Source organism: Nonomuraea sp. NEAU-A123, assembly GCF_018603905.1.
Lineage (GTDB): Bacteria > Actinomycetota > Actinomycetes > Streptosporangiales > Streptosporangiaceae > Nonomuraea.
Genome location: NZ_JAHFZZ010000004.1, coordinates 365430 through 381765 on the forward strand (window position 1 = coordinate 365430; position 16336 = coordinate 381765).

Genomic DNA, 16336 nt, shown 5'->3' on the forward strand with positions numbered 1-16336 from the left:
CGACGTGCGTAAGCATCACATTACATAGATCAGTAACATGAGTGGAATAGCCTGTTAACCCGTCTCCACCACGTATTCCCCATTATCGGTAAAACCTGTGACCCGCCCGCCCGACCCCATCAGCCCGCCGAGCACCTCCCGCACCGCCAGCCGCCACGCACGGGCCGCCTCCGGGTCCTCACGGCGCAGCGTCTCGATGTCGCACGGCGTCCCGACCAGCACCACCGGCCCGTCCGCGGGGCCGATCACCGGCCGCGCCCCGCTCACTTCCACCCCGCGCGTGTACGGCCCGGCTGACGGCTCCGGCGGCGGCTCCGTCAGCCGCCAGACCGCGAGCAGCCGGTCGGACGCGTCGCCCTCGTTGATCGCGTCGGCCATGACGCCGTAGAAGTCCTCCAGGTAGCGCTCCGGCCGGGCGCCCAGCTTGGCCAGGTTGAACCGGGCGTTCCTGCGTACGAGCGGGTCGAACGTCCAGGTGATCCTGACCAGCCCGCGCTCCACGCACCAGGCCCGCTGGTGCAGCTTGAGCGCGTAGCCGATGCCGCGCCCGATCGCCGCCCCCGTCACGTGCGAGTGCAGCGTCCGCTCCGCCGCGAGGAAGCCCACCGAGGCCCCGACCAGCCGGTCGCCCTCGTACGCCCCGGCCACGTAGCCGCCCGTGTGCGCGAAGCCGATCATCAGCTCCACCGGCACGGGCGCGTTGCGCGGGTCGGGGTGCCAGATGTCGTCGTACAGCCGGTAGACGTCCTGGAAGTCGTGGATGTCGCGAAGTTCGCGGATCGTCACACCGGTCTTCTCGGCCGCCTCGCGGGCGGCGGCCGCTTCCGCACTCGTCATTGCGTCTACCTACCCGCCACCTGTCAGACCAGCCGTTCCGTGAGGAACCGGTGCACGTTGCCACCGATGATCTTCGTGACGTCCTCCTCCGGCAGGCCGCGCTTGAGCAGGCCCTCGGTGACCATGGGCAGCCCCGATGGGCCCTCCAGGCCGGGGATCGCGGACTTCGGGTCGAGGCCCTCGATGAGGTCGCCCTCGCAGCAGGGCGGCGTCAGCTCGTCCATGACCTCGCGGATGAAGTCGGGGCCGAGCCCGACGTGGTCGATCCCGGCGACGCCCGCGACGTGCTCGATGTGGTCGAGCAGGCGGTCGAGCGAGATGTCCGCCGCGCGGTCGGTGAGGAACGGCGCGAAGAAGTTCACGCACACCACGCCGCCGGTCGCCGCCACGCCGCGCAACTGGTCGTCGGTGAGGTTGCGGTGATGGTCGCGCAGCGCGCGGGCCGAGGAGTGGGTCGCCATGACCGGCTTGGCGGCCAGTTCCAGCACGTGCGCGACACCCGGCGCGCTCAGGTGGGAGATGTCGAAGACGATGCCGAGCCGTTCCATCTCGCGCAGGGCCTCGACGCCGTGCGAGGTCAGGCCGCCGCCGGTGGCGTCCTCGCCGCTGCCGTCGGCCAGCGGCGTGCGCCCCCAGTGCGCGATCGAGGCCACCCGCACGCCCAGCCGGTGGACGGTCGAGATCAGCTCCACGCTCGCGTCGAGCCCCGGCATGCTCTCCAGCGCGATGACCAGCGCGATCACGCCGTCGCCGAGAGCCCGGTCGATGTCCGGGCCGTCGAGGCAGATCCGCACCCGGTCCGCGTTGCCCTCCGCGAGCACGTGCGCGCACTCGATCATGCGCAGTGTCTGCCGCAGGGCGCCCTCGGGGCGGTACTGGTCGTCGATGAAGACCGGCAGCACCTGGAGGTTCACGCCGCCCGCCGCGAGCTGGCGCAGCCATCGCTCACGGAAGAACGAGGCCCACCGCGCGGGCGGCCGGGCGGAGACCGCCATCAGCAGGTCGTTGTGGGTGTCGGCCACGACAGCACGCTGGTGCAGGGGGAATGTCATGCTTGGGACCGTACCGCCGGCTAAGGGGAGCCGGTCGGACGGTAGGCGGAGAGCGGAGGCCGGGCCGTCAGCCGGCGGTAGAGCGTCGTGCGGCCGGGCCAGTTGTTCGTGACGCGGCCGTCGGCCGTCTTGTACCAGCTCTGGCAGCCGTTGCCCCACACCATCCGCGCCATCGCCGCGTCGAGCTGCCTGCTCCACGCCGCCATCACCTCGGGCCGCACTTCGATCGGCCCCTTCTCCGACAGGTACGGCAGGCAGGACATGATGTGGTTCACCTGGCATTCGATCATGAAGATGATCGAGTTGTGGCCCAGATTGGTGTTCGGCCCGTACAGCAGGAACAGGTTCGGGAAGTCCGGCACCGCGATGCCCAGGTACGCCTCCGCCCCGCCCTTCCACCGCTCCCGCAGCGACTGGCCGCTCCGTCCCGTGACCTCCATCGGCGCGAGGAACTCCGTGCTCTTGAACCCGGTGGCGTAGACGATCGTGTCCACCTCGTACGGTCCCTCGGTGGTCTGGATGCCCTTCGGCGTGATCCGGACGATCCGGTCCGTCACCACGTCCACGTTCGGCCTGGTCAGGGCGGGATAGAAGGCGCTGTCGATGACGACCCGCTTGCAGCCCGGCGGGTAGCCGGGGGTGAGCCTGGCGCGCAGGGCCGGGTCGGGGACCTGGTCGCGTAGGTGGTCCAGAGCCCGCTTCTTGAGCAGGCCGACGCTCCAGCCCTGCGCCAGGGCGGGGTAGAGGGTGCCTTCGGCGTACCGGTAGATCCACTCGCGGTAGGCGCGCTGGAGGCCGGGGACGAAGTGGAACGCGAGCCTGGTCAGGGGGCCGAAGGCGGCGTCGGGCTTGGGGATCACCCAGTTGGGGGTGCGCTGGAACACGGTCAGGTGCTCGGCCTCGGCGGCGACGCGCGGTATGAGCTGGGCGGCCGACGAGCCGTTGCCGATCACCGCGACCCGCCTGCCGGTGAGATCGTGGTCGTGGTTCCAGCGGGCGGAGTGGAAGGACGTGCCCGCGAAGTCGTCCATTCCCGGGATGTCGGGCAGGCGGGGGCGGTTGAGCTGGCCGACGCCCATGACGACGACGTCGAAGGTCTCGGTGGCGCCGGCCGTGCTGACCTGCCAGTGGGAGCCGTCGAAGACGGCCCGCTCGACCTCACTGCTGAAACGGATTTTCCGCCTGACGCCGTATTTATCAGCGCAGTGCGCTAAATAGGCGAGAATTTCGGGTTGTTCCGGGTAGCGGCGGGTCCAACTCGCGTACTTTTCGAAGGAATAGGAGTAGAGGTGCGACGGGATGTCGCAGCCCGCGCCCGGGTAGCTGTTGTCGCGCCAGGTGCCGCCCAGATCGGCCGCCTTCTCGAAGACCGTGTAGGAGCGGATCCCGGCCCGTTCGAGCTGGATCGCCATGCACAAGCCGCCGAAACCCGCTCCGATGATCGCGACCCTGGGTGCCATGGCGTCCTCCGCGTGTCAGGATCCACTTACGGTACGCCGAACCTCGTTCGGACGACACCCTTCGCCGCTCACGTACCCGGGCCGGGCGGCCGGTAGTCTGCGCAGGTGGCTGGAGCAACGCTGGCGGATGTGATCGAGGAGCTCGAGGCGGCCTACCCGCCCGCCCGGGCCGAGTCCTGGGACGCGGTGGGCCTGGTCTGCGGAGACCCGGCGCAGGAGGTGCGGCGGGTGCTGTTCGCGGTCGACCCGGTGGCGGCCGTCGCCGAGGAGGCCGTCGAGTGGGGCGCCGACCTGATCGTCACCCACCATCCCCTCTACCTGCGCGGCACCACCAGCGTCGCCGCGACCACACCCAAGGGCCGCCTCCTCCACAAGCTGATAAAGAACGACATCGCCCTCTATACCGCCCACACCAACGCCGACGTGGCGAACCCCGGCGTCTCCGACGCCCTGGCCCGCGCCGTCGGCCTGACCGGCGATCTGGTGCCGCTGCGCCCGTTCCCCGACGACCCGTCGCGCGGGCTCGGCCGCATCGGTGACCTGCCGTCGGAGATGACGCTGGGGGAGTTCGCCGAGCGGGCCGTCGCCGGGCTGCCGGAGACCGCGCACGGCATCCGCGTGGCGGGCGCCCTGTCCCGTCGCGTCGCCCGCGTCGCCGTCAGCGGGGGAGCGGGCGACTCCCTCCTCGGTACGGCGCGCGCCGCGGGGGTGGACGTGTTCCTCACCGCGGACCTGAGACACCACCCGGCCAGCGAGTTCGTCGAGCAGGGCGGGCCGGCGCTGATCGACGCCGCGCATTGGGCCACCGAGTGGCCATGGCTCGACAGCGCCGCGTCCATCCTGGGTTCGAGTGGCGTTACCGTTGAGACGCGTGTCTCCGCCACGGTCACCGATGCTTGGACAAGAGGATATTGATCATGAAAGCAGCCCCTGAAGCCCAGAAGCGACTGCTCGACCTGGCTGACCTGGACTCCGTGGTCGACCGGCTGGCGCACCGCCGCCGCACCCTGCCTGAGCTGGTGGAGATCGACGAACAGTCGAAGCGATACGCCAAGCTCGCCACCGACGTGATCGAGGCCGAGACCCAGGCCGGCGACCTGGCCCGCGACCAGACCAAGGCCGAGAACGACGTCGACGCCGTCCGCAGCCGCGCCGACCGCGACCAGAAGCGGCTCGACTCCGGCAGCGTGAGCTCGCCGAGGGACCTGGCGAGCCTCCAGTCCGAGATCGCCTCCCTGCAGAAGCGCCAGGGCGACCTCGAAGAGATCGTGCTGGAGATCATGGAACGCCGTGAGGCGGCCGACACCAAGGTCATCGACCTGGTCGCGCAGCGCGACGAGATCGCCGCCACCCGCTCCGCCGCCGAAGACCGCCGCGACGTCCTGCTCGGCGACATCGACAAGGAGGCGGGCGAGGCCCAGTCCCAGCGCGCCGGCATCGCCGGCGAGATCCCCGCCGACCTGCTCGCGCTCTACACCAAGCTCAAGGATCAGTACGGTGTCGGCGCCGCCATGCTCAGGGGCGGCCGGTGCCAGGGCTGCAAGGTGGCCCTGTCGATCGCCGAGATGAACCGCATCAAGGCCGCGCCGCACGACGAGGTGCTGCGTTGCGACGAATGCCGCCGCATTCTCGTACGTACTCCCGAGTCCGGCCTGTGACCTCCTACATCGTCGAAGCGGACGGCGGCTCGCGCGGCAACCCCGGGCCCGCCGGCTACGGTGCCGTGGTCATGGACGCCGCCGACCGCCAGGTGCTGGCGGAGGCGGCGGAGGCGATCGGCGTCACGACCAACAACGTGGCCGAATACCGCGGGCTGATCGCCGGGCTGACGGCGGTGCTCGACCTGGGGGGCGAGGGGGCCCCGGTGGCGGTACGCATGGACTCCAAACTGGTCGTCGAGCAGATGGCCGGCCGCTGGAAGATCAAGAACGAGGGCCTGCGCCCGCTCGCCCTGGAGGCCGGCAAACTGGCCAGGCGGCTGCGGGTGACGGAGTGGACCTGGATCCCCCGCGAACAGAACGGGCACGCGGACCGGCTGGCCAACGAGGCGATGGACGCCGCGGCCAAGGGGCTGGCGTGGCGGGCGGGCGGCTCGGCCGTACAGGCTGGGCCCCGCACCTCCCCGCGATCCACCCCGACCGATGTGTCGGCCCCCTCCGCCTCCCTGGCCACCGCCCAGCAGCGGAACCAGCCGAACAGCGGCACCGGCTGGAGCCCACCGACCCGAGTGTCGACGTCCCTGCTCCTGCTGCGCCACGGCGAGACCCCGCTGTCCGTCGAACGCCGCTTCTCCGGCCTGGGCGACGCCGAACTCACCGCCAACGGCCTGGCCCAGGCGGCCGCGGCCGCCGAGCGCCTGTCCCGCGAGCCGTACCATCTGGACGCGATCGTCAGCTCCCCCCTCAAGCGCGCCAGGCAGACCGCGGAGGCGGTCGCCCAGCGCACGGGGCTCGGCGTGGAAGTGGACGACGACCTCAGAGAGGCCGATTTCGGCGCCTGGGAAGGCCACACGTTCACGGAGGTCCAGCGCGGCTGGCCCGCCGAACTCGCCGCCTGGCTCGCCGACCCGAACACCGCACCCCCCGACGGCGAGAGCTTCGAGGCCGTGGCCCAGCGCATCCGGCGAGCGGAGGAGCGCCTGGTCGAGCGGTATGAAGGCCGGACGGTGCTCATCGTGTCGCACGTGACGCCCATCAAGACGCTGCTGCGGTTCGCGCTGATGGCGCCTCCGGTGACGTTGTACCGCATGCACCTGGATCTGGCGTGCCTGTCGCTGATCGAGCACTACGCCGACGGCCAGTCCGTGGTGAAGTCCTTCAACGACACCTCCCACCTTCGCTGACCTCCCGCCGGAACGTCGCTGATCCCTCAGACCTGTAGATCGGCGGAAGATCTACGGGGGTTTGGTAAACTTCCAGCTAGACGAGCCGGCCGGGCGACCGCGTCGGGCCCTTCGCGGGCCCGCCGAGGAAGGTCCGGGCTCCACAGGGCAGGGTGGTCGGTAACGCCGACCCGGGGCGACCCGCGGGACAGTGCCACAGAAAGCAAACCGCCTCCCGATCTTTCGGGCGGTAAGGGTGAAACGGTGGTGTAAGAGACCACCAGCGCCCACGGCGACGTGGGCGGCTAGGTAAACCCCACCCGGAGCAAGGTCAAGAAGGGACGCTCTCCGGAGCGTCCCGCGCGCGACGTTCGAGGGCTGCCCGCCCGAGCCGCGCGGGTAGACCGCTTGAGGCCGCCGGCAACGGCGGCCCTAGATGGATGGTCGCCCCTTCGTTCCGACGAAGGACAGAACCCGGCCTACAGGCCGGCTCGTCTCACACTCTTCGCTCCTGCCCGGCAAGGAGATCACCATCTCTGAGCATGTACGGCACGTGGGCATGCTGGTTCAGCTGTGAGTCGCCCGCGTGTACCGGTCGGCGAGACGGTGCAGGTGCGTGAGGAGTTCCGGCGGCCCTGTGACGTGGAAGTCCGCGCCGAGCAGGCCCAGATAGACGCCGAGGGTCTCGATGGTGTCCGCGCCGGTGTGCAGGACGCAGGTGTGTTCGTCGACGCGCTCGACCGTGCCGACCGCCGGGCTGATCAGGTCGGCGACGACCTCGGCCGGCGCGTGCACGGTGACCCGTGCCCGATAGCGCCAGGCGGCGGCGGATACCCGGCGTGACAGTATGCGGCGACGTCGTCGTCGGGCAGGTCGCGCGGTGTGAAGCGGGGGCCGGTCGGGGTGCGAGGCCGTATCCGGTCGGCGCGGAAGGTACGCCAGTCGTCCCGCTCGACGTCCCATGCCAGCAGGTCAGCGGCGGCCCCAGTTGACCAGCCGGTACGGCTCGACGGTGCGCACAGTGGCCGTACCCTCATGGTCGCGGTAGTCCAACCGGAGCTGTACGCGTTCGCGGCAGGCCGCGGCCAGGGCGGTCAGGATTGACGGGTCGACACGGGGACCGGCGTCATCGCGGGGAACCGGCACCGTGTAGGTCTGCAGGGTGCTGACCCGGCGCCGCAGCCGGGACGGCAACACCTGCTCCAGCTTCGCCAGCGCCCGCAGGGACGCCGCGCACATCCCGCGCCAATCCGGTCTCGCGTTGTCGACGCCTTCGCCTCGAAGGAAAAGACGTTGCAGGTCAACGCTCACATATCAAAGGGATCAAGGGTTCGAAACTAGGAGGCGGGTACGATCCCGTCGTCGTTGGCTGTTGGAGCCGAACCAGAAGGCGCCCACCATTGCTCGCCGTCGAATTCCGGTGGGCGGCGAACGGAAGAGGGCTTCGAGCGGGCAGGGTATGTGGTCCCTTTTGTATCTTTGCGGCCGATTCGCGTTGATATAGTAGCCACATCTGCGGACGTGTACGCGGTGCGGGTGCCAGAAATAGACATATCAGCGGCCTCGGCTAACGCCCTCAGCCTGTAAGGCTCTGGCCGAACGAACTCCCTGGCGTATGCGACTATCAGCCGCATCTGTTGCTGTATATCCCTTTTTTGCGCAGCGAGCTCGTCGAGCTTTGCGAGGACGGGATCTTCTGAGGTGGAGGCACGTGCCGCCATCATCAGGTCCGCCGTGATCGTGCGTCGCTGCTCTCGTAATGCCTTCAGGCGGGCTTCATACTCCTTTGAGCCTTCGTCTGCGCCGATGGTGATGTTCGGGATGAGGATCTTGGCGAGTTCGTGTGCGATTTCTTCCACGCGATGCAGCATCCGGTAAAGAGTGCAGAGATCGCAAGAACTTCTTCAATATGCACGCGGGGTGCGGGGTTGTGGGGAGAAATATTCCCCACCTGGAGATGTGCTCTCTCCCCCTCTGGTGGAAAGAAGCGCGCTTGGAGCAGTAATCGCATCTTGGCGCTAAAAGGATCTTGTGGAATTCTCGAGGTACGCGCAGGTGCGGCATAAAGGGTCGCTCGCAAGGCGAGCGGCCCTTCTGTCTGTAGCAGAAAGGCCGCTCTCGCGGGTCCTCGATACGCTCATGCGAAGGGAATCCGCTGTGAAGAGAATACTCGGAAGGCGTCACGAGCCGGAAGTGATGGAGCAGGAGAAGGGCAAGCAACCGCTCCCTCAGAGATGGGTGGTCATTCTCTTTGCGTCTCTGCTCGCGGGGACGATGGCTGGATCATCTGCCGGCTCGTCCGCGGTCGGCGTCGCCACCGCTCTCACGATCGCCGGCTTCTTACACTCCGCAATGGGATAGCGTCCGGGCCTGTCATGGGTTGTCCGCCAGGGCGGCGGCGAAACGGGCCGCGAGCGTCGCGACCGCGGCGCGGAGTTCCTGCCCGCCTTCGACGCGGAAGGGGAACGGCACGCTCGCCAACCACTCCTGCGCATACATGGCCGGATTGCTCGTGCTGCCGACGAGGACGCACCCGTCTCCTGATGATTCAAGCCGTCCCATGGGAGGCCGGATCCACGGGGCCACCTCAGCCAGAGGGGCGTCGAACACAACATGGGTGGGGAACTCCCACCCCGTGCCCAGGTTCTCCTCCAGCGCTGCCACCGGGTCGAGGCCGTCGGGCGGCTCGAACTTGTGCGCGGTCCGCTGGACCGCGTGGACCCGGTCGACCCGGTAGGTGCGGATCGCGTCCGCGCGATGGGAGTGACACAGGAGGTACCAGCGTCCGTAGCGGGCGACGACCGCCCAAGGATCCACCTCGGCCGCCCATTCGTTGCCGGACTCGCTTCGATACGTGATCAGCACGCGGCGTCGGCTCGCGATGGCAGAGACGAGTGCGCTGGTGGTGGCGGGATCTGGACGGGCCGAGTGCCGGTCGGGCGCAGCCGACGCATGCTCTCGCAGCGCGGCCGCCTGCCGGCCGACGCTCTCGGGCAGTGCCCGGATGACCTTGCCCAGGGCAGTACCGACGAGGTCGTCGACGTCGGCCGCAGGTTGGCCGTCGAGCACCGCCATGACCAGATGAAGTGCCTCGGCCTCCGTGAAGACGACCGGAGGCAGCCTCGTCCCCCGCCCGAGCCGGTACCCGCCGTAGGGCCCGCGGGCTGACTCGACGGGAATGCCCGCCTCTCGGAGGATTCCGACGTACCGGCGCGCGGCCCGCTCCGTGACACCCAAACTCGCGGCGAGTTCGTCGGCCGTCACGCCGGGGCGGGCTTGGAGGATCTCGATGGTACGCAGAGCTCGTGCGGTGGGGCTGAGATCGGTCGGCACACGAGCAGGTTAGGTGGTCACGAGATAAACCGGAAGTAGATTGTCCGGAATTGGCCCTAGCGTGAGGTCCATGACCGAGTTCCGCGAGCAGGACCTCGCAGGAGCACGCTTCGAGCGCGTGAGCCTCCGGGGCGCCGCCTTCAGCCAGGTGCACCTCAACGACGCCCGCATGCGAGCGGTCGACTTCACCGGCGCGCGGATACGCGGCGCCCTGTTCAACGCGAGCCGCCTGCGCGGCGTCGAGCTGGTCGACGTCGAGATCAGCGGCGAGTTGAAGAACGTCGTGGTGAACGGCGTCGACATCGCACCGCTCGTCGAGGCCGAGCTGAATCGCCGCATGCCCGAACGGGGGAAAATGCGCCCCGACGACCCCGATGGATTCCGTGAGGCGTGGGCGATCCTGGAGCGGCTGTGGGAGGACACCGTCGCGCGGGCGAGTACATTCCCCGAAGCGACGCTCCACCGCAGCGTGGATGACGAGTGGTCCTTCATCCAGACCCTGCGGCACCTCAACTTCGCCGGCGCTGCCTGGGTGGGCCGGATGATCCTCGGCAACCTCTCGCCGTGGCACCCGTGGGACCTGCCGTGGGACGATGCGCCCGGGTGGGACGGTATCCCGTGGGACCGCGAGGCACGACCCTCGCTCGATGAGGTGCTCACGGTCCGACGCGAACGCCAGGCGATGGTCCGCCACGTCATGGCGTCACTCACCGACGAGCACCTCGCCTCTGAGGTGACTCGCACCGAGCCCGGCTGGCCCCGGATGGAGAGCTTCCCCGTCAAGGAATGTCTCCGCATCGTCCTCAACGAGGAATGGGAACACCGGCTCTATGCCGAACGTGATCTGACCGCACTGGAGAAAGAGAACTGATCATGGACATCCTGCTCATTGGCGGCCTGTGGCTCGACGGATCCGCATGGGACGACGTCGTTTCCGCACTTGAGCCACTCGGCCACCGCCCCGTGCCCGTCACCCTGCCGGGCCAGGGTGACGGATCCGCGTCCGCCACGCTCGATGACCAGGTGGCAGCGGTGCTCGCCGCCGTGGACTCAGCGCCCGAAAAGCCCATGGTGGTGGGGCATTCCGCCGCCTGCACCCTGGCTTGGCTGGCCGCTGACGCTCGACCGGAGCAGGTCGCGAAAATCGCCCTCATTGGCGGCTTCCCGGCCGCCGACGGCGAGCCTTACGCCGACTTCTTCGAGCTGAAGGATGGCGTCATGCCCTTCCCCGGCTGGGGCCCGTTCGAGGGGCCGGACTCTGCCGACCTTGATGAGGAGGCCAAGCGAATCTTCGCGTCCGCTGCGATCCCGGTCCCCGAGGGAGTGGCCAAGGGCGTGGTGCGTCTGACGGACGAACGAAGGTTCGACATCCCGGTCGTACTCGTGTGCCCAGAATTCACCCCTGCCCAGGTTCAGGAGTGGATCGACGCCGGCGACCTGCCCGAGCTCGCCAGGGCCAAGCATCTTGACCTCGTCGACATCGACTCGGGCCATTGGCCGATGGTCAGCAAGCCGGTCGAACTCGCCCGGCTCCTGGCCGCAGCGGCTGCCGAGGCCTGACACGGCGCCACAGCCGGGGGCGGCGCGCGCGAAAGGACGCAAGGATGTCGTACACGGTCCGCCCCCTGGACGCCTCTACGTGGGCTGCCTTCGCGGAGCTTGTCGAGCGCAACAACGGGATCTTCGGTGGGTGCTGGTGCATGGGTTACCACCCGGAGCGCGGCCAGAAGGGGATCAGCCGTCGCGCGGTCAAGGAGGACCGGGTCCGGACAGATCGCGCTCATGCCGCGCTTCACCCGCGGTCGGCAGGTCAGCAAGCACGCATGGATCGTGAGCAGGGTGGTCGATCCGGTGTGAGCGTCCGCTACCACGCTCTTCCGCATCCCAGATTTCGCTCGCTCATGCCGTTCGTGGCAGGACAAGGAGGATCAAGCCGGGGGATGCGCGCGGAGCCAGTCTGCCGCTCTGCGCGCTGATGCGCGGGACAGCCACGCGTCCTGGACCACCTCGGCCAGCTCGTCCCGGGTGAGCTCACCGATCCGGCTGGCCCGCAGCAGCACCGACGGGTGACCGTTGAAGTGCGCGGTGGTGAAGAACTGCGACGCCTCGTCCTGAACCAGCGCCTGCTTTTCCGCCTCGGACTCGACCCAGAAGACGATCACATCCGCATGGCGCTCCCCGGTGTCAGGGTCGACCGCGTCCGGCCGTGGGTTGCGGAAGAAGACGAACGACTTCCCGCCCACTTGGTAGACCGGATTGTCGCCGGTCCCGTACTCGACGGTGACGTGCGGCATGGCCAGAGCCAGCTCGTGCACGTCCTCGACGCGGGCGGGCCGGCTTCCCTTTTCATCAGACACAGCCCCAGCGTAGGCGGCTCCCGGCGGAACATCCGGCCAAGCCGCACTGCACGCGGTGCGCTACCGGCGGGCGATGATGCTGTCGGCCTCGGCCGACGGGAAACGAGTGCGGAACTGTTCGTCAGAGGCCGGCGTGAACGCCGATACCTCCCGAGACGGTGAGGTTGTCGCCGGTGATGTAGCTGGCGGCGTCCGAGGCGAGGAAGGCCACGGCTTCGGCGATATCGGCGGGAGCGCCGGCGCGGCCGAGCGGGACGTCCCGAGCCCAGGACTCGATCATCTCCTGGGAGATGCCCATCTTGCTGTAGGCAGGGGTGTTGATCAGTCCTGGGCTGACGGCGTTGACGCGGATGCGGCGGGGGGCGAGTTCGAGCGCGAGGGACCGCATGAGGGGAACCAGAGCGCCCTTGGCGGCTGTCATGGCGGCACCGAGCCCTTCGGCGGCGCCCACGGTGAACACGACCGAGGCGCCCTCGTTGAGGAGCGGGAGCGCCTTTTGCAGGGTGAAGAAGCTGCCCTTGACGTTGACGTCGAACAGGGCGTCGAAGGCGGCTTCGTCGGTTGACTCGATCGGGCCGGGTCGGGAGACGCCCGCGTTGAGGAAGAGCAGGTCGAGGGAGCCGAATTGCCGGCGTGCCTGCTCCATTGCATGGTCAATCTCCGGCAGGGACCGTGCGTCGGCCCGGACGACCGTGACGTCTTCGGGAAGTCCGGTGTTGGCGAGGTTGCTGAGGCCGGTGACCATGACGCGGTAGCCGCGGGAGTGGAGCAGTTCGGCGGTCGCCTTGCCGATGCCGCTGGTTCCACCGGTGATCAAAGCTGCAGGTGCAGACATGATGCGTTCCTTTGCGTGCTTCTGGGAGGTAGGGGGATCGGTCAGCGGCTGTACCGCGACGGTCATCTTTTGACAGCGTACGACTGCTTGGCAGCGACTGCCAAATCGCATGCGAGCGTCACTCTGGCAGTACTGAGATAACCTGGGCACATGAAGCAGGAAGCCGAGACGGCGAGCGGTGCACCGGCCACACTGTGGGACCGGGCACGGCAACTGGCCTCCCGAGAGATCCTTGAGACGGCTCTGCGGCTGTTCACCGAGCAGGGCTACGACGAGACGACCATCGCCCAGATCGCCCGAGAGGCCGGTGTCTCCCAGCGCACCCTGTTCCGCTACTTCGGCACCAAGGAGGACCTTCTCGGCGGCAACCAGGACCGGTTTGGGCAGGTCCTGACAGACACGATCAGCGAACTGCCGGCCGAAGTCGGTGTCTGGGAGGCCCTGCGCGCCGGGGTCGCTGCCGTACTGGCCTTGCATGACAGCCGCGAACAGGCCCTGGAGCGGTTCCGCCTCCTGCACAACACCGCCTCGCTGCGCGCCGGTTGGCTCGAAAAGCGCCTGCGATTCCAGGAGGACCTGCTGCCGCTCATCGAGGCGCGTATGGACGCCGCTACCGGCAGCGTGGGCGCGAAGGCCCGCGCAGTGATCGCGACGGCGTTCGCATGCCTGGATGCCGCATCGATGACGTGGGTCGACAATGACGGCAAGGGCGACATCATGGACCTGTACGACGAGTGCCTGGCAACCGTGCGTGGCTAACCAGCCCAGAAACCGTGGCCCGACAGCGCCAAATTCATCGGCCTGACCCGGTCACAGCACTGGCGTTCAACCGCTGCCGGTCGGGGCCAGCGTGGCTAGATACCCTCGGAAAACCACGGTCACCTCCCCGCTCCGGAAGACCTCCACAAGCGCGATGGAAACCGCTGCTCGAACGACTTGAACCACGCCGCCAATGCGTCACCTGTCAGCGAGGACCGGCCTTTCGAGAAGTCGTACAGGAGGAAGACCCCGTCCGGAGTCAGGACGCGGGCTACCTCGGCAAGAGCCGACGAAAGTTCGGTGTGGTTCAGCGAGCCGGCGGCGGCGACCAGGTCGAACGACGATGCGGCGAACGGCAGTTCCTCCGCTGCGCCGATGACGAATCGAGCGGATGGCGCGACGGATCGTCGGTGCACCAGCATCGCTGGGACCGGCTCCAGGCCGACTACGCACTCGGACAATGGTGCGAGCGCAGCAGTGGACACGCTGGCACCGCAGCCGACATCCAGTGCTCGCCTGACCGGACGCCTAAGGTGAACCGACTTGAGGATCTGCTGATGCACCGGAGGACGGTCGAAGGCGTAGCCCGACGCCAGCCGTTCGCTGTCATAGACGCTCGGCACGCATTCCTCTGTTCGGAGCCCTAGTGCCGCAATCCCGGTCCCTCAAGCGTTCCCCGGGTTAGGTTGCCCTGCCCATCCAGCGAACGATCTACAGCAAGTCACCAGCTTTGAGGCTGTTGACGAACGTCTTCCAGTCGGTGGGGGTGAAGAGCAGTTTGGGGCCGTTCGGGTCTTTGCTGTCGCGGACGGCGACCACTCCGGGAAGGTTCATGGCGACTTCAACGCACTGGCCGCCGTTGCCCGAAGAGCGCGATGACTTCCGCCATACGGCGGCGCTCAGGTCCATGCGCGTCTCGTTTCCTCGATCATTTTGAGGGATACGCGCTCAGGATAAGCCCATAGCCGTATCGCCTCATAGCGCTGCCAAATCGAGGCGACGATGTCATGGTCCGTCGTGATATGCGCCTGCGTCGGTGAGTCCGAACTGACAACATCGGATCAGGAGCGGGTGGTGTGTGTCCCGATGACCAGCTGTCCCGGGTGCGGGCTGGTGGCCCCGGCCACCGGTGGGCCGTTCCCTGACGAGCGCGGGGCGTCGGCCGAGTGCTGGGGGCGCTACGGCGAGTTGCTGGCACGCTCGTACGGCATCGCCGAGTATCGCCACGTCCATCAGCTCGTCGTGGACTCCTACATCGCGCAGCACCCCGGCGGCGACAGCCGACGGGCGGTCCAGGGCGTGGCCCTGTGCTTGATGACGCTGTGCCTGTTCGTCGAGGACGACGCCGACCCGCGCGAGGGCGCGGCCCTGCACAAGCAGATGATGGCCGACCGTCCGGACTACTTCCACTGGCTGCGGCCACCGCCGCTGCACGGCCTGATGACCGCCGTCGACGTGCTCGCCGCCCGTGACGCCGCCGAGCATGAGCGACTGGTCTGGGCCTGGGGCCGCGACGTGTGGCGGGCCTGGGCGCCACACCACGCCACGATCCGCGGGTGGAACACCCGGACCCTGTCAAAGCCGGAGGGTCGTCTCCCGGGCTTCAGGTGATGAGCCTGGCCGGGCGTGGGTGTCGGACAACGTGACCCGAGATCATTGACGGAGATCCGCGACCAGGTAGCTGCCGCCCGCCATCCAAGTGGGCCCGTCGGCGGCGCCCTGCCGCCCGGCCCGCGGATCAGTGGCCGGACCTCGCGGCACAGGTGGCAGATCTTGCCTTGTTCCGAGTATTCGCGCAGCTCAGGCCGGTGTTTTGGCTCGCATGGGGTGGCGCAATCTCCCCGTTATCCCGTTTTCCCTACTCGTTTAGTAGGTTTGGCGCCATGAAACGGGTGATGCTCGACGATCGGCGGTGCCGGGCGGATCGTGCTCGGCAGGTGGCCGACCTGTTGAGAAGACAGATCATCCACGGCGGCTTCCCTCATGGGCAGCTACCGCTGGAGGCGGTGCTCGCCCGCGAGTTCGACACCTCGCGCAACACCGTCCGGGAGGCGCTCGACCTGCTGCGCGAGGAGGGCCTGGTCGAGCGGAGCCCGGGCGTGGGCACCACCGTGGTGGCCGAGAAGTACCCGCACGGGCTGCATCGCCTGCTCGGTCTGGCCGAGACCCTGCACGAGCACGGTCAGGTGACCAACCAGGTCCGCACGATGACCCTCATAGAGCCGCCCGCTCCGGTCAGCCACCGGCTCGGGCTCGCGCCCGGTGAGCAGGTCGTCTACCTGGAACGGCTCCGCAGCCTGAACGGCCTGCCCCTCTCACTCGACCTCACCTATCTCGTACGAGACGTCGGCGAGCCGTTGTTCGACGCGGACCTGGCGAACAACGACATCTTCGTGCTGCTCGAACAGATTTCCGGGCAGCCGCTCGGCATGGCCGAGCTCACGCTCGAAGCCGTCAACGCCGACCCGCACACCGCCGCCGCGCTCGGCACGCCGCGCGGAGCCGCGCTGCTGATGGTCGAGCGGCTCACCCATCTGGCCGACAGCAGGCCGGTGGACCTGGAGTTCATCCGTTTCAGAGGCGACCGGCTGACGATGCGCGGCCATCTGCGCCGCACCGACGACAGCCGACCCGAGAACAAGGAGCAGGCATGGCCCTGATCACCCAGCGCGTCGAGGTCCCCGTGACGATCGACGAATCCCTGTGCATCGACGGCTGCACGCTGTGCGTCGAGGCGTGCCCGCTCGACTCCCTGGCGATCAGCGACGAGACCGGCAAGGCGTACATGCACGTCGACGAGTGCTGGTACTGCGGCCCCTGCGCGGCCAGGTGCCCCGTGGACGCGGTCACCATCAACATGCCGTACCTGCTGAGATGAAGGA

General features: G+C 68.4%; 19 protein-coding genes, 1 other RNA gene and 1 pseudogene. 10 read left to right on the forward strand and 11 right to left on the reverse strand.

Annotation, left to right across the window (positions count from 1 at the left end; genetic code table 11):
- Nucleotides 1-54 precede the first annotated feature (54 nt).
- From KLK06_RS13950 to KLK06_RS13960, 3 genes are read right to left on the reverse strand one after another with little or no spacing between them, the layout of a single operon-like run.
- Nucleotides 55-837, reverse strand: a complete 783-nt coding sequence (locus KLK06_RS13950; RefSeq protein ID WP_214635845.1) for a GNAT family N-acetyltransferase — start codon at nucleotides 835-837, stop codon at nucleotides 55-57.
- A gap of 23 nt (nucleotides 838-860) precedes the next feature.
- Nucleotides 861-1889, reverse strand: a complete 1029-nt coding sequence (locus KLK06_RS13955; protein WP_214635846.1) for a dipeptidase — start codon at nucleotides 1887-1889, stop codon at nucleotides 861-863.
- Between the two features lie 20 nt (nucleotides 1890-1909).
- Entirely contained in the window at nucleotides 1910-3349 is a 1440-nt protein-coding gene (locus KLK06_RS13960; RefSeq protein ID WP_214635847.1) for an NAD(P)/FAD-dependent oxidoreductase, read from the reverse strand.
- A gap of 105 nt (nucleotides 3350-3454) precedes the next feature.
- On the opposite strand from KLK06_RS13960, the gene KLK06_RS13965 reads away from it, so the two are divergent.
- The 4 genes from KLK06_RS13965 to rnpB all read left to right on the forward strand — a co-directional run bounded on the left by KLK06_RS13965 (nucleotide 3455) and on the right by rnpB (nucleotide 6668).
- Nucleotides 3455-4264: a Nif3-like dinuclear metal center hexameric protein gene (locus KLK06_RS13965; protein ID WP_308168232.1), complete on the forward strand. Its 810-nt coding sequence runs from the start codon at nucleotides 3455-3457 to the stop codon at nucleotides 4262-4264.
- Nucleotides 4265-4266: 2 nt separating this feature from the next.
- Entirely contained in the window at nucleotides 4267-5007 is a 741-nt protein-coding gene (locus tag KLK06_RS13970) for a zinc ribbon domain-containing protein (protein WP_214635848.1), read from the forward strand.
- Complete coding sequence (locus KLK06_RS13975) at nucleotides 5004-6191, forward strand: bifunctional RNase H/acid phosphatase (RefSeq protein ID WP_308168233.1); 1188 nt, start codon at nucleotides 5004-5006, stop codon at nucleotides 6189-6191. The genes KLK06_RS13970 and KLK06_RS13975 overlap by 4 nt, the downstream gene beginning before the upstream one ends.
- Nucleotides 6192-6272: 81 nt before the next feature.
- An RNA gene (rnpB, locus tag KLK06_RS13980) (RNase P RNA component class A) lies at nucleotides 6273-6668 on the forward strand.
- Between the two features lie 69 nt (nucleotides 6669-6737).
- Here rnpB and KLK06_RS63050 read toward each other — a convergent pair.
- The 4 genes and pseudogenes from KLK06_RS63050 to KLK06_RS13995 form a co-directional block, all read right to left on the reverse strand.
- Nucleotides 6738-7207 (reverse strand): annotated as a pseudogene (locus KLK06_RS63050) (helix-turn-helix transcriptional regulator).
- On the reverse strand, nucleotides 7143-7481 hold the full coding sequence (locus KLK06_RS59840) for a YafY family protein (protein ID WP_250905367.1): 339 nt from the start codon (nucleotides 7479-7481) through the stop codon (nucleotides 7143-7145). The pseudogene KLK06_RS63050 and the gene KLK06_RS59840 overlap by 65 nt, the downstream one beginning before the upstream one ends.
- 26 nt (nucleotides 7482-7507) lie before the next feature.
- Nucleotides 7508-8041: a hypothetical protein gene (locus KLK06_RS13990; RefSeq protein ID WP_214635850.1), complete on the reverse strand. Its 534-nt coding sequence runs from the start codon at nucleotides 8039-8041 to the stop codon at nucleotides 7508-7510.
- Nucleotides 8042-8543: 502 nt separating this feature from the next.
- On the reverse strand, nucleotides 8544-9503 hold the full coding sequence (locus tag KLK06_RS13995; protein ID WP_214635851.1) for a YafY family protein: 960 nt from the start codon (nucleotides 9501-9503) through the stop codon (nucleotides 8544-8546).
- Nucleotides 9504-9573: 70 nt separating this feature from the next.
- Between KLK06_RS13995 and KLK06_RS14000 the strand changes: the two genes are divergently transcribed.
- Together KLK06_RS14000 and KLK06_RS14005 are read left to right on the forward strand one after the other, a co-directional pair.
- A complete protein-coding gene (locus KLK06_RS14000) occupies nucleotides 9574-10374 on the forward strand; it encodes a DinB family protein (protein WP_214635852.1) in 801 nt (266 codons plus the stop codon).
- 2 nt (nucleotides 10375-10376) lie between these two features.
- Nucleotides 10377-11063 (forward strand): alpha/beta fold hydrolase, encoded by a 687-nt coding sequence (locus KLK06_RS14005; RefSeq protein ID WP_214635853.1) that lies wholly within the window; start codon nucleotides 10377-10379, stop codon nucleotides 11061-11063.
- 368 nt (nucleotides 11064-11431) lie between these two features.
- On the opposite strand, the gene KLK06_RS14010 is transcribed toward KLK06_RS14005, so the two are convergent.
- Nucleotides 11432-11860, reverse strand: a complete 429-nt coding sequence (locus KLK06_RS14010) for an MmcQ/YjbR family DNA-binding protein (protein WP_214635854.1) — start codon at nucleotides 11858-11860, stop codon at nucleotides 11432-11434.
- 121 nt (nucleotides 11861-11981) lie between these two features.
- Nucleotides 11982-12695: an SDR family NAD(P)-dependent oxidoreductase gene (locus KLK06_RS14015; RefSeq protein WP_214635855.1), complete on the reverse strand. Its 714-nt coding sequence runs from the start codon at nucleotides 12693-12695 to the stop codon at nucleotides 11982-11984.
- A 150-nt stretch (nucleotides 12696-12845) separates the two neighbouring features.
- Between KLK06_RS14015 and KLK06_RS14020 the strand changes: the two genes are divergently transcribed.
- Complete coding sequence (locus KLK06_RS14020; protein ID WP_214635856.1) at nucleotides 12846-13454, forward strand: TetR/AcrR family transcriptional regulator; 609 nt, start codon at nucleotides 12846-12848, stop codon at nucleotides 13452-13454.
- A gap of 119 nt (nucleotides 13455-13573) precedes the next feature.
- Here KLK06_RS14020 and KLK06_RS14025 read toward each other — a convergent pair whose 3' ends face one another.
- Both KLK06_RS14025 and KLK06_RS14030 read right to left on the reverse strand, forming a co-directional pair.
- Entirely contained in the window at nucleotides 13574-14077 is a 504-nt protein-coding gene (locus tag KLK06_RS14025) for a class I SAM-dependent methyltransferase (RefSeq protein ID WP_214635857.1), read from the reverse strand.
- Nucleotides 14078-14165: 88 nt separating this feature from the next.
- The gene (locus KLK06_RS14030; RefSeq protein ID WP_214635858.1) at nucleotides 14166-14363 is read right to left on the reverse strand and encodes a DUF397 domain-containing protein; all 198 of its coding nucleotides are present in this window, start codon (nucleotides 14361-14363) and stop codon (nucleotides 14166-14168) included.
- Nucleotides 14364-14540: 177 nt separating this feature from the next.
- Between KLK06_RS14030 and KLK06_RS14035 the strand changes: the two genes are divergently transcribed.
- From KLK06_RS14035 to KLK06_RS14045, 3 genes are all read left to right on the forward strand, one after another.
- Nucleotides 14541-15065: a DUF5946 family protein gene (locus KLK06_RS14035; RefSeq protein ID WP_214635859.1), complete on the forward strand. Its 525-nt coding sequence runs from the start codon at nucleotides 14541-14543 to the stop codon at nucleotides 15063-15065.
- Nucleotides 15066-15337: 272 nt separating this feature from the next.
- Complete coding sequence (locus KLK06_RS14040; RefSeq protein ID WP_214635860.1) at nucleotides 15338-16114, forward strand: GntR family transcriptional regulator; 777 nt, start codon at nucleotides 15338-15340, stop codon at nucleotides 16112-16114.
- Nucleotides 16105-16332, forward strand: a complete 228-nt coding sequence (locus KLK06_RS14045; RefSeq protein ID WP_214635861.1) for a ferredoxin family protein — start codon at nucleotides 16105-16107, stop codon at nucleotides 16330-16332. Before KLK06_RS14040 ends, KLK06_RS14045 begins: the two co-directional genes overlap by 10 nt.
- Nucleotides 16333-16336 lie beyond the last annotated feature (4 nt).

Coding starts and splice junctions, on each gene's coding strand:
- KLK06_RS14005 (WP_214635853.1), top strand. CDS start 10,377: ATGGACATCCTGCTCATTGGCGGCCTGTGGCTCGACGGATCCGCATGG.
- KLK06_RS14015 (WP_214635855.1), bottom strand. CDS start 12,695: ATGTCTGCACCTGCAGCTTTGATCACCGGTGGAACCAGCGGCATCGGC.
- KLK06_RS13955 (WP_214635846.1), bottom strand. CDS start 1,889: ATGACATTCCCCCTGCACCAGCGTGCTGTCGTGGCCGACACCCACAAC.
- KLK06_RS14045 (WP_214635861.1), top strand. CDS start 16,105: ATGGCCCTGATCACCCAGCGCGTCGAGGTCCCCGTGACGATCGACGAA.
- KLK06_RS13960 (WP_214635847.1), bottom strand. CDS start 3,349: ATGGCACCCAGGGTCGCGATCATCGGAGCGGGTTTCGGCGGCTTGTGC.
- KLK06_RS13990 (WP_214635850.1), bottom strand. CDS start 8,041: ATGCTGCATCGCGTGGAAGAAATCGCACACGAACTCGCCAAGATCCTC.
- KLK06_RS14020 (WP_214635856.1), top strand. CDS start 12,846: ATGAAGCAGGAAGCCGAGACGGCGAGCGGTGCACCGGCCACACTGTGG.
- KLK06_RS14040 (WP_214635860.1), top strand. CDS start 15,338: ATGAAACGGGTGATGCTCGACGATCGGCGGTGCCGGGCGGATCGTGCT.
- KLK06_RS14000 (WP_214635852.1), top strand. CDS start 9,574: ATGACCGAGTTCCGCGAGCAGGACCTCGCAGGAGCACGCTTCGAGCGC.
- KLK06_RS14030 (WP_214635858.1), bottom strand. CDS start 14,363: ATGGACCTGAGCGCCGCCGTATGGCGGAAGTCATCGCGCTCTTCGGGC.
- KLK06_RS13950 (WP_214635845.1), bottom strand. CDS start 837: ATGACGAGTGCGGAAGCGGCCGCCGCCCGCGAGGCGGCCGAGAAGACC.
- KLK06_RS13970 (WP_214635848.1), top strand. CDS start 4,267: ATGAAAGCAGCCCCTGAAGCCCAGAAGCGACTGCTCGACCTGGCTGAC.
- KLK06_RS14035 (WP_214635859.1), top strand. CDS start 14,541: ATGACCAGCTGTCCCGGGTGCGGGCTGGTGGCCCCGGCCACCGGTGGG.